7 protein-coding genes are annotated in these 12,503 nt (G+C 59.9%); 4 read left to right on the plus strand and 3 right to left on the minus strand.

Annotation, left to right across the window (positions count from 1 at the left end; translation table 11 throughout):
* From FYJ63_RS10655 to FYJ63_RS10665, 3 genes are all read right to left on the minus strand, one after another.
* The coding region (locus FYJ63_RS10655) for an FAD-binding and (Fe-S)-binding domain-containing protein (RefSeq protein ID WP_338106920.1) at window positions 1-2,227 on the minus strand (2,227 nt) is incomplete at its 3' end.
* A 91-nt stretch (window positions 2,228-2,318) separates the two neighbouring features.
* Window positions 2,319-2,978 (minus strand): VTT domain-containing protein, encoded by a 660-nt coding sequence (locus FYJ63_RS10660; protein ID WP_407717239.1) that lies wholly within the window; start codon window positions 2,976-2,978, stop codon window positions 2,319-2,321.
* Window positions 2,979-3,149: 171 nt separating this feature from the next.
* A complete protein-coding gene (locus FYJ63_RS10665) occupies window positions 3,150-4,961 on the minus strand; it encodes a cell wall-binding repeat-containing protein (protein ID WP_154546557.1) in 1,812 nt (603 codons plus the stop codon).
* Between the two features lie 106 nt (window positions 4,962-5,067).
* Here FYJ63_RS10665 and FYJ63_RS10670 point away from each other — a divergent pair, with 106 nt between their 5' ends.
* From FYJ63_RS10670 to pntB, 4 genes are all read left to right on the plus strand, one after another.
* Window positions 5,068-8,343 (plus strand): MMPL family transporter, encoded by a 3,276-nt coding sequence (locus FYJ63_RS10670; protein ID WP_154546559.1) that lies wholly within the window; start codon window positions 5,068-5,070, stop codon window positions 8,341-8,343.
* Between the two features lie 103 nt (window positions 8,344-8,446).
* On the plus strand, window positions 8,447-9,166 hold the full coding sequence (locus FYJ63_RS10675) for a DUF4282 domain-containing protein (RefSeq protein ID WP_154546561.1): 720 nt from the start codon (window positions 8,447-8,449) through the stop codon (window positions 9,164-9,166).
* Between the two features lie 139 nt (window positions 9,167-9,305).
* On the plus strand, window positions 9,306-10,832 hold the full coding sequence (locus FYJ63_RS10680) for a Re/Si-specific NAD(P)(+) transhydrogenase subunit alpha (protein ID WP_277026095.1): 1,527 nt from the start codon (window positions 9,306-9,308) through the stop codon (window positions 10,830-10,832).
* Window positions 10,833-10,835: 3 nt separating this feature from the next.
* Window positions 10,836-12,362, plus strand: coding sequence for a Re/Si-specific NAD(P)(+) transhydrogenase subunit beta (gene pntB, locus FYJ63_RS10685; protein ID WP_154546563.1), 1,527 nt, complete (start codon window positions 10,836-10,838; stop codon window positions 12,360-12,362).
* The last annotated feature ends 141 nt before the right edge of the window (window positions 12,363-12,503 follow it).

Genomic DNA, 12,503 nt, shown 5'->3' on the forward strand with positions numbered 1-12,503 from the left:
TGTGCGGTGCCGTGCGGCTGCCGGCCGCGGTCCAGCCCCCCCCCCCGCCCCCCCCCCCCCCCACCACCCCCCCCCCCCCCCCACCCCGCCCCCCCCCCCCCCCCCCCCCCCCAACCCCCCCCCCCCCCCCCCCCCCCCCACGACTCATTTTTACTCGGATCCAGTTCCGGAAAGACTCTCCGGCAAAATGCGCCATCTGCCGTTCCGGAGCGAGCCCGAAAGTCTTAAATACCAGTCGCCGCATCCACGACACCCCAAAAACCGCGTTCGCGAGCCGTGCCCCACCCGGGACGTGTCTGGCGAGCCACAACCAAAATGGCAGCTTCCCAAGCAAGAAATGCGAACCGGGCCGTGCCCAAGGCCTGCCTCGATATGCGCGGTAGAACGCTTCCGAACGAAAAGCCGCCATGTCAATCCCGGTCGGGCAAGCCGAAGTGCAGGCCTTGCACGCGAGACACAGATCCAGGGCCTCCAACAGGGCCGGATCGTCGAAGCCCGCAATAAGCCCCCCATTGGTGACCTCTTGCAAAGCGCGGGCCCGCCCGCGGGTGGCGTCTTTCTCCGCGCCGGTCGCCTCGTAGCTCGGGCACATCCAGGCACCCGGCAAATGGTCCATGGCGAGGCATTTCCCGACGCCGGTGCAGCGGTGGAAGGCGGCCGTCAAATCCGTGTCGCGCGGGAAAGCGAAACCTCGCCCCGGCTCTTCCGGTATCGTCCGCGCAGAGGCCAGCCGCAAATTCTCATCCAGAGGCGCGGGGTCCACTAAAACCCCGGGATTCATCAAACCCCGCGGGTCAAATAGCGCCTTGACCTCCCCAAACAGCTTGATGAGTTCCGGAGAATACATCCGCGGGAGCAACTCGCTGCGCGCCCGACCATCCCCGTGCTCCCCCGAAAGAGACCCGTGATGTTTTCCAACCAAGTCAGCGGCGCGCTCCAGGAACTCCCGCGAGCGCCCGTCGCTCGCCCCCGCCCCGAGTGGCAGGTTCAAGCGCACGTGCAAGCACCCGTCCCCCAGATGCCCGTAGAGCATCCCGTCCACGTCCATTTCCCGCATCAGCGCAGTGAAATCCTGGAGATAAGCGGCGAGGTCCTCGGGAGGAACTGCGGCATCCTCCCAACCGGGCCAGGCCGGATCATTGCCCGAACCGTCCGGCGCCAGCGGTGTCCGCCCCCCGAGGCCGGCCCCGTCCGCGCGGATGCGCCACAGGCGAGTCGCCTCGGTTCCGGGCGGATAAACGCCGGTGGCGCGCGTGTTGACGGCGGCGGCGAGGTCACGCGCCCGCGCGAGGCTCACCTCTAAAGACTCACCGGCTCCGCCCATTTCGACCAAAAGCCAAGCCTTCCCCTCGGGAAGTTCGGGAATCTCGCCGGCCCCGGGCTTTTGCCGCAAAGTGTAAACCAGCCGCGAGTCCATCCCCTCGCAGGCCAGCGGCTTGAACGAATTCACCAAAGGCACATCCGCCGCGGCCGCAATCATATCGGGATAGCCCAGTACGACGAGAACCGGCGCGGCGGGAACTTCCACGAGGCGGAGTTTCGCTTGGAGGACGCTCACTAAGGTCCCCTCCGAACCCACGAGGAACTTCGCGAGATTCCGCCCGTTTTCGGGCAACAGGTGTTCAAGGGAATATCCCGAGACTTGGCGGGAAAACCGCCCGCACTCGGTCCGAATCAATGCCAGGTTCTCCTCGACGAGACGCGCCAGACCCGGAACCAAGTCCAGAGCCCCGTTGCCTGCTCCCGCGGTGAATTCCCGTCCAAAACCGTCCACAACCTGCATTTCTAGGACATTGTCGGCGACCCGCCCCCAAGCTTGGGCGTGAGGCCCGCAAGCGTTATTGCCGATAGACCCGCCAATCGTGGCCCGCGTCCAGGTCGAGGGATCCGGGCCGAAACGCAGCCCGTGGGGGGCAACGGCTTCTTGGATGGAGGCGAGGACGACTCCGGGTTCGACGGTGATGGTACGCGCCGCGAGGTCGAGTTCAACAATGCGATTGCAGCCTTTGGAGGTGTCCACCACGAGACCCGGGCCGATAGAGTTTCCGGCGCAAGACGTCCCACGCCCGCGCATCGTCAGCGGCGTGCCGGAACCCAGCGCTTCCAGGATTACGTCGCGCAGTTCGGTGACATTCGCAGGCTGGGCAATCCTATTCGGGGGAATCCGATAGTTCGAGGCATCCGTGGCATAAATCGCGCGGTTGAGCGGGTCATCCAAGTACTTCACGGTTCAATCTTAACCCGCTTTGCAGAGCCAGAGGGACGGGGATAAGTGACGTAACGAAGGGTAGCCAATCAGACCCGTCCCCGATGGCGTATTAACTAACCGGAGCCTCAATCTTGTCATCGCCCTTGCTGAATCGCTTCTTCAACAGTCCGATTCCGATGGGAAGAACTGAGGCGATGATGATGAGGACGGCGATGAGCTCCACGTTGTTGCGGACCAGGGGGATGTCTCCGAGCAAGACCCCTGCAACAATAAAGGTCAGGGTCCACAAAACGCTCCCGACCACGTTCCACAAGGTGAACTGTGCCCAGCGGTAGCGGCCCATGCCGGCGGCAATCGGGACGAAGGTTCTCACAAAGGGAATGAAACGTCCCAAGACTACGGCCGGTCCGCCCCATTTTTCGAAGAACAGCCGCGAGGTGTCGAGGTACTCGGTTTTCAAAATCCTCGCCTCCGGCTTGAAGAAACGTCCCCCGAAAAGGAGTCCGAACCAGTAGCCGACTTGGGCGCCGCAAATTGCTGCCACGATTAGGACGCCACAAATCACCGGAAGACTCACCGGCATTCGGTCTTGAAGAAGACCAATCGCGAAAAGCATGGAATCGCCTGGCAAAACGGGGAACAGAACTCCGGATTCAATAAAGACTATGAGGGCGATGATTGCAAGCATCCACACCCCGTAGGCGCTCAACAAGTGGTTCAGGAGCAACTCCGGGTCGCGCAGCCAATCGATTAGGTTCTGTGCCCCCATTATGCCCGCGGATGTCACATCCATTACATTCGTTCTTATCACGCCCAAATCCTAACTTCCCGCGGACACCGGTCGCCAATTTTGGCTCAAAACGGTTGAACCTAAAATCTAACTACCTGTGATTTCAACCTCCGGACACTATCTTGACGTGAAGATAGTGTCCGGAAAGAGTCAGGGCACAATTGCGTAGGCGACGTCCTGGTCGGAGATAGCCCCGGGACCACCGACGATAACACCGTGCTGACCTGCGGTTTTCCACAATTCCGTCAGCAACCCCATCTTTGAGCCTGCCGGAGGAACCAAAACCAGCGCCGCTCCCTGTTTCACGGTGTAGGCCCCGGCAGACAACGCATCGGGGAAGTTCCGACCGGAAACAAAAACCAACCCGTTAGCCACGCCGGAATCCAAAGAACTCGCCACCATCCAAGCGGTGGCATACCGATCTTCTCCGGTGAAGCGGAATTTCGGAGTCACACCGGCCGCATTGGCCGCACGCTCGGCAGGCCCGCCGACGGTCACCACAGGCACCCCGCCTTGAGACCCCAGATAGGCTGCGCTCTGAGGAGGAAGCGCATTGCCCGAGGTCAAGACCAGGGAAGCCCCGCCCAAACCCGCGGCCGCGCCGGCCGCCAAAGCATCGGGGAAGTTAATCCCATCAGCCAATAAAACATATCTCGGTTTTTCTCCCGAAAGCCTTTCCCCGTACTGCGCCACTTTCACGGCCGTATCGAAACGGTTCGTCCCCACGAGCTCGACGAATTCCATCCCTCGCGAGGCAATCAGTGCGCGGTCAGAAGCGGAGATTCCGACTGTTCCCCCGACCCTCACCACGCGTTTGAACCCGAAACTATTGATGGCATTGATCGCCTCGGCGTCGAGATGGTCACGCGAATTCGACAGTACCAAAGCCGCGGAAGTCACTCCGGAAAGCTGGGTGGCGGAAAGCCCATCAGCCGCGTTCAAACCAGTCGTGATGAGGAGAGTTTCCGCGCCCGGGGTCGCCGCCACCACGGCCGCGGAGGTGGCGAGACGGTTGGATCCGTAAACGCGCATCACATTGGCGGGCAGCGCCTTGGCCGGCAGTGGCGTCTGAACCCCCGGGACCGGCACGCCCATCTGGGCGAGCCAGTTAGCGTAAGGCCGAAGCGGAACCGAATTGTTGAAAACTAGGGTATCCCCATTGGTCAGGGTCACTTGGGTTTTCGAGCTGGTGATTCCCACCAGTTTGCCGGCCTGGGAGTAGAGCGGCCCGCCGGAATCGCCGTGTTCAATCGCTAGCGGCAAAGTGGCGATAATGTTGCCGTCGGCGGGAACCTGCCATTTATCGGCGTTCGCAGCGTCAAGAGTGGCCACGTTGGCACAAAAGTTGCCTTTCCCTCCGATAACCTCGGACATTCCGTTAAAGTCGGTGTTGACCGAAACGAGATAGTTTTGGCCACATATTTGCAGCGGGGTGGAGGGCGCCAAGGGGGTCACGTCTATCTCGGCGTTCGCGTGAGAGGCGGGTTCAGTAATGAGCATGGCGAGATCCCCCGAGTCCGGAGAGGCCCAGGTTTTACCCACACTCAGATAAGAAGCCCCTCTCACCTGGGAGTTTTCCGGATAAACCCGAACCGGCCCCGAGGGGAAAGTCTCGAAGCAATGCTTCGCCGTCAGAATCCGGTCGCCAGCAACCCAGGCTCCCGAGCAGACCGAGTTTTTCTCCGCAGTCTCCGGCCCGATGACAAGTTGCACCGTGGCAGAGTGGGTGTCGGTAATCTGTCCGGCCAGAGTTTCGCCGGAGTCGGGTGTGGGGTCAGCAAGGGGTTGGCTGAGTTCGTGCCACTGGGTCGGTTCGGGGACGGTTTGGAAGTCAGCAAATTGCTCTCCCGAATTTTCGGCTCCCAGCGCCACGGTGGGCGTGGCCGCACTACCAAGCCCCGCGGCTAAAGCAACCAGGGCGAACGCGGCTAATCCGCGCCAAGACAAAGAATTTTCCCTCATGGATTCTATTATCGGTCAAGAGCGAAAAAAATGAAGTCCGAGTTTGAAGTGATTTTTGCTTCCATTCACCCGGCGAGTCAAGTTCACAAACACTAGAATTGCTGGTATGTATATCCACCTTGCCAGATTCCTCGCGCTTCGACCGCGCAAGATTCTGGCATTTTGGATTTTTGTGGTCATCGCCTCGGCGCTGATTGCGCTGACTGGTTTCGGAAATCCCTTGTGGAACCGCCTAATTTCTGACGTGCCCCAGGCCACCCCTTCGGAGTCGAACACGGGACAAAAACTCATCGAATCCCAGATGACTACGTCTTACGGCGTGATGGCCTACGTAGAAGGGGTGGATCTTCGCGGGGAAGTCGGTAAGGCCGAGGAGATTGCTAAACAACTTGATGAGCTGAAAAAACAGGCCGAAGACCAAGGCGACGAGGCGAAAGCCCTTGGTGACGAGGCTAAAGCGGCGGGAGACCCCGCCAAGGCTCTGGGCGACCAGGCAAAGGCGCTCGGAAACCAGGCCACTGCGCTGGCAAACCGCGCCAAGTCTCTCGGGAACCAGGCCCAAGCTCTCGGCGATCAGGCTCGGGAGGCCGGTGCCCGCGCCCAAGAACTGAAGACCCAAGCGGAAAACACAGGCGCCCAGGCGCAGGTTGCCGGCGCTAAGGCCCAGGAGCTAAAGCCCCAGGCGGAGTCGGCTGCCGCCAAAGCCCAAGAAGCGGGCGCCAAGGCGCAGGCCGCGGGGGCTAAGGCCAAGGGGCTCCAGGCTCAGGCTGAAGCGGCAGCAGCAAAGGCGCAGGCAGCCGCGGCCACGGGAGATTTAGCGGCCGCCGCCGCGGCCCAAAAAGAGGCAGAAACGCTGGGAGCCCAGGCCAAGACCGCCGGTGAAGCGGCCGGTCAACTAGCCACGGAGGCTGCGACCTTGGGTGCCAACGCCCAGGATCTCGGCGCCCAAGCCCAAGCCGCCGGCGCGGAGGCCCAGCGACTCGCCGACCAGGCCCAAGATCTCGGGGCGCAGGCGGCGGCAGCGGGCGCGGAGGCGCAGGACAAGGCGGGAGAGGCCGAGAGGCTCGGGGCTCAGGCCACCCGTTTGGGGAGCCAAGCCAAAACCAAGGGCAACGAGGCGAAACGGCTCGGGGATGCCGCCAAAGACAAGGGCGATATTGCCCAGAATCTCGCCGATCGCGCGAAGGCTCTCGGTGACCAGGCTAAAGCGCTCGGCGACCAGGCGAAAGCCCTGTCGGAACCGGAGTGGCCGGTGGCGAAATCCCTGAACACGGCGTTGAAAGATATCGAGACCAGGCTCAAGAAGATTCCTGAGGTCAAGAGCGTCACCCACCCCTTTGTGGAATACAACGCCATGCTCGATCCGCTGGCGCGAGAACTCGTCGCGAAGAACCAAAAGGGCTTCGTTTTCGTGGTCACCCTGGACTTGACCGATGGCGGAGAGCCTTCCAAGACCCCAAGTCAAGAGATGCTGCAGGTCGTCCGCGAGGTCGAAGACATCGTGTCCGATGTCGGGCCGACCGTGTCGAAAGCCATTCCTGCCGACGCGAAACTCGACAATTTCAGGGCGCGCATCACGGATCAGGACCTGGTCAATTCCGCCGGTATCGAGACTTTGAAAACCGACCTGGTGCGGGCGGAATCTATCGGGATCCCCCTGTCTTTCCTCATCATGGCCATCGTTTTCGGCGGGTTTTTAGCGGCGCTGCTGCCGCTCGGCGGTGCTGGAGTCGCGATTTCGACTTCACTGGCGTTGATGCTCGGGATGACGTATATCTTTGAGCAACAGTCCTTCGCGGTAAACGTGATTTCGATTCTGGGTCTCGGCTTGTCTATCGACTACGGTTTGCTGATCGTTTCGCGGTTTAGAGAAGAGTTGGCCCGCCTCAAAACCCTCCCCGAGGAAGACTGGCTGCCGGACTTTTCGACCGTGAGGAATCCAAAGAAAGTCGAGCGGCTCAAGAAACTCGATCCGAGGCACCTGCGCGCTTTGGAGATTTCGCTCTCCACCGCGGGAAGGACCGCTTTCTTCAGCGCCCTGACTGTCGCGATTGCCTCCTCGGGCATGTTGTTCTTCAAAGCGGAACTCCTGAAATCCCTCGGTATCGCTGGATTCTCGGTCGTGCTGCTGGCGATGATTGCCTCGCTGACTTTGGTGAGCGCGCTCATGTTCATGTTTGCGACGAAACTCGAAAAGCCTTCTGTTCTCGGGAAAATCCCGGGATTGCGTCGCCTGGTTGAGGCCGCAGAGCCGGAGGTACAGGCGGGGGCGCAGGCGGAGGACACCAGCAAGCATTCCGGCAAGAAACCGCTGTTTGACCGCATCGCGATTGGAATTACGCGCCGCCCGTGGCTGTCCTTTATCCTTTCCGCAGCCGTTTTGGTCGCAGCTTGTCTCCCGCTTTCCTATTTGCCCTTGCGGAACTCCCTGTTTGACCTGTTGCCGATTCATAACGAACAACGGCTCCTGTATGAAGACCTGGCTGACCAGGTGCCCCGCACCGGCCTCCCGCCGCTGCGCGTAGTGGCGGTAGACACGCCTCCGGAGGAACTCGACCAGTGGATGGAGGAACAAGTCGCCAACCTCGAGGGCGTTGACAAGGTGTTTAACGCCGCGAAACTCGGGGAAACCGGAAACTCCGTCGCGGTTGTCCAGTTGGAGACCGACGACCCGGGCTCCTACGCGGCGGAGGACGTCGTGAAGGAAGTGCGAGCCCAGCCCCATGACTTCGACCGCTACGTGGTCGGTCAGGCCGCGAACCAGATTGATTTTATTGACTCGCTGGTAGCGGGGCTGCCGTGGGTGTTGACCGTGTTGATAAGCATCACTTTTGTGTTGCTATTCACGATGACGGGCTCGGTGGTCATCCCCATTCAAGCGCTGGTCATTAATACGCTGTCATTAATGGCCACTCTCGGAATTTCCACTCTCGTTTTCGTTGACGGATTTGGTGTCGAGCTCCTCGGGGCGAAGCAGCTTCCCGGGTTGGAGTCCTACGTCGTCGTGATGCTGATGTGCTTCGGGTTCGGGCTCTCGATGGACTATGAGCTGTTCTTGCTGTCGCGGATGAAAGAGGTGTGGGACGAGACGGCCTCGGCGAAACGCTCGGTTATCGAGGGCCTGTCGCGTTCGGGACGTATCGTGACCTCGGCCGCCACGATTTTGGTTTTCGTGTTCCTTTGTTTCATCACCGGCCACATGATTGTCCTGAAGCAAGTCGGCTTCATTTTGGCAGTGGCGGTGGCTTTCGATGCGACGATTGTCCGGATGGTCTTGGTGCCTTCGGTGATGGCGATCTTCGGGCGGATCAACTGGTGGGCGCCGGGTCCGATGCGGCGCCTCCACAATCGTTTCTCGGAGCGTCTCGGTCACCTGGAATAAGGCGCTACTGCTTGTCAAGGCCCTTTGCGGAAGCGAATTTTTCGCTCGGGGGGCTGATGCTAGGCTGAGATATGTTAGGACAATTCTCTCGAAAGGAACAACTATGAGTTTTCCACCTCCCCCTGAAGAAAACGCGCCGAATCCGAGCGCGAACGGCCCTGCGGATTTCCCACCGGCTCCGGCGCAACCTCCTGTCAACAATAGCTATCCTGGAACATCGCCGCAGTCTCCATTTGCGGCGCCAACAAACTCGGGTTCAACAAACCCCTACGGGGTCCCTCAGCCAACTACCCCCTATGGACCACCGCAATCCGGACAGATTTCCCCGGGACAGCCTCAACCGGCTCAACCTGCCCAGCCGAGCCAGCCGAGCCAGCCTTGGGCCCAGCCTCCGGCCGGACAGCCCTACTACGGCAGCCAACCCGCCTATGCGCCTTATTACCCGAACCAATCCAAGCCGAAGCCGAGTTTTCCTTTCAAGGAGCTTTTTGACCTGAAATTTGAAAACTTTATCTCCATCAAGGTCGCCGGCGTCGTTTACGCCATCGGTATCATCCTGGACGTACTGTTTGCGTTCGGATTGTGGGTGACGTTTATTAGCTCCGCGATGGCTCTCAACGAATACGGTGGTGCTGAAGGTTTAGTGGCATTAGCGGTGCTCTCCATCATTCCCATCGTCCTTGTGTTGTTCCTCTCAATCCTGGTGTGGCGGGTAACCCTCGAGAGCATCGTGGCGCTTATCCGCATCGCTGAAAACAGCACCACTTTGGTGAAAAATACCGCGAAACTCGGCGAGAAAGACGAAAAGAGCGCGAAGGGGTAGTCAAACCCCGAAATTTCAGTAAATCTCTACTCTCGAGGAAGCCAGTCTCAAGCCTAGAGACTGGTAGGATGAATTCGTCAACGGGGACCTCCCCGCGCGGTCGCGAGCGCGACCGGAATTAACTATTCAGGAGTTATAAGTGCGCATAGGAATACCGAAAGAGCCCGCAGGGCAGCCCTTGGTATCCGCCACACCCGACACCGTCTCGAAGCTCGTCAAGCTCGGCTATGAAGTCATAGTTGAAGCGGGGGCAGGAGCCAATGCTTCCTACCCTGACCAGCATTATCGCGATGCCGGAGCCGAAGTGGTGGGACCGCAGGAAGTGTGGCAAGCCGATATTGTCACGACTTTGGACACCCCGCCGGAAGAAAAAAATAATCAACTGCGCGAAGGCAGCGTTCTCATTTCCCGCCTCGGAGTGCGGATTCATCCCGAGATTGCAGATGTTTACGCCAAGCGCAATGTCACCGCCATCTCGATGGATGCCGTCCCGCGCATCACCCGCGCCCAGTCCATGGACGTCCTGTCCTCGATGGCAAATATCGCCGGCTACCGCGCGATTATCGAGGCCGCGAATGCGTTCGGGCGTCTCTTTACCGGCCAGGTGACTGCCGCCGGCAAGATGCCTCCCGCGAAGGTCTATGTGATTGGCGCGGGCGTGGCCGGTTTGGCCGCAATCGGGACCGCCAACTCGATGGGTGCCGTGGTGGAAGCCACCGATGTCCGGGCGGCTGCGGCGGAACAGGTCGAATCCATGGGGGCTACCTTTGTGGAAATTCCCGCTCCCGCCCAGGAATCCTCCGACGGTTACGCCAAGGAAATGAGTGAGGACCAGGCGAAAGCCGCGTTGAAGCTCTACACGGAACAGGCCGCGGCCTCCGATATCGTGATTACGACCGCCCAGATTCCCGGAAAGCCCGCGCCGCTTTTGGTGACGGCCGAAGCCGTGGCCGGCATGAAACCCGGTTCGGTGATTGTCGACATGGCGGGCGGGAACTGCGAACTCACCAAGGCCGGCGAGATCATCAAGACCGATAACGGCGTGACGATTATTGGCTACACCGACCTCGCGAATCGTCTCCCCGGCCAGGCCTCCCAGCTTTACGGTCAAAACATTGTCAACTTGTTGAAGCTCATGACGCCGGAGAAAGACGGCAAGATTGTCTTTAACCTGGATGACGAGGTCGTGCGCTCCATCACGATTGCCCACGAAAAAGACGTCTTGTGGCCCCCGCCACCGATTTCGGTGTCTGCGGCGCCGGCTGCCCCCGCGGCTGCCGGTCCGGCAACTCCTGCCGAGCCGGAGAAACCGAAGTCCCACGCGATTCGGAACTTCTGGTACGGCCTCGCAGGGATTCTCGGAATCGCATTGATTGCGGTGACGCCTTTCGCGATGCTGCCCTACTACATCATCTTGGCGTTGGCGATTGTGGCCGGGTTCTACGTCATCACGAACGTGACCCACTCGCTGCACACCCCGTTGATGAGTGAAACGAACGCGATTTCGGGCATTATCCTCGTCGGCGCGATTATTTCTCTTGCCCAATCGACTTCGTGGGTGGTAACCGGACTCGCGTGCCTGGCGATTTTGATTGCTTCCATCAACATTTTCGGCGGGTTCTTTGTAACTCACCGGATGCTCAAGATGTTCCAGAAGGAGGACTAAGCCATGTTTAACACTTTGGTGAACTTTGCTGTTGACTCAACACACACCGACATGATGGGCCTCACTTACTGGACTGACCACGTCGAATACTTCGCCTATCTCGTGGCGGCCTTGCTGTTTATTATGGCGTTGGCGGGACTCTCGAAACAGGAAACCGCGCTTCGCGGCAACAAGTACGGCATCGCCGGCATGACGATTGCCCTGGTTTCGATTATCTTTGTGGCTCTGGCCTCGAAACAGACCGAGGCGACGATTACGTCTCTGCCGGTGACAGCCGGGCTGATTTTGGTGTGTATGCTCGTTGGCGCAGCCATCGGTTTGCACAAAGCCAGAGTCGTCCAGATGACGGGGATGCCTGAGCTAATCGCTTTGCTCCACTCTTTCGTGGGTCTCGCGGCCGTCTTGGTCGGGTTCAACACGTTCATGGAACTTTCCGCGACCTCGGACGCTGCCACTGTGCGAGATATGGGTTTCCACCTCGGCGAAGTCGGGCTCGGAATCTTTATCGGCGCGGTGACCTTTACCGGCTCAATCATCGCCTACCTGAAGCTTTCGGGGAAGATGAAGGGTAAGCCCTTGATGCTTCCGGCGCGAAACTTCTTGAATATATTGATGATTCTGGCGATTGTCGCCATGATTGTGTGGATGATTGTGGCGCAGCGGACCGATCCGAATGCGACCGACTCAGCCCTTTTGCAACAGCAGTGGATTGCTTTGGCTGTCTTGACGGTCATCTCGCTTATCCTCGGCTTGCATTTGGTCGCGGCCATTGGTGGTGGCGATATGCCGGTGGTGGTCTCGATGTTGAACTCCTACTCCGGATGGGCCGCGGCGGCGGCGGGCTTCATGTTGTCCAACCCGCTCTTGATTATCGTCGGTTCCTTGGTTGGCTCCTCCGGTGCGTTCCTGTCCTACATCATGTGTAAGGGCATGGGGCGGTCGTTCATTTCCGTTATCCTAGGCGGTTTCGGTGAGGGCGCGGGACCGGCGCAAGAAGCCAAGGACTACGGCGAACATACGGAAATTAAGGCTCCGGAAGCCGCTGACATCTTGAAGAGCGCCAAGTCCGTCATCATCACCCCCGGTTACGGCATGGCTACGGCTGGGGCGCAGTTCGCGGTTGCGGATTTGACCAAGAAACTGCGCGAGCGCGGGGTCAACGTCCGCTTCGGGATTCACCCGGTGGCGGGTCGTTTGCCGGGTCACATGAACGTGCTCTTGGCCGAGGCGAAGGTGCCTTACGACATCGTTTTGGAGATGGACGAGATCAACGACGACTTCCCGGATACGGACGTTGTCTTGGTTATCGGCGCGAACGACACCGTGAACCCTGACGCCTACGAGCCGGGGTCCCCGATTGCCGGAATGCCGGTTTTGCACGTCTGGGAGGCGGGCCGCGTGATTATCTTCAAGCGCTCGATGGCCACCGGCTACGCCGGAGTCCAGAACCCCTTGTTCTTCAATGAGAACTCAGACATGCTCTTTGGCGATGCCAAGGCCTCCGTGGAGGAAATCATCAAGAACCTCTAAGTGAATACGTTTTTTTGGGGGGGGCGGACTCGCTAGAGTCCGCCCCCCCCAAAAAAAATGAAACGGTGGGGGCGTGCTTTGTCGTCCCAAAAGTGGGACGACAAAGAACCCCCCCCCCGTCCCCGTTACCGTAACCCCTGG

Origin of the sequence: Mobiluncus porci, assembly GCF_009695935.1 — a bacterium.
GTDB lineage: Bacteria > Actinomycetota > Actinomycetes > Actinomycetales > Actinomycetaceae > Mobiluncus > Mobiluncus porci.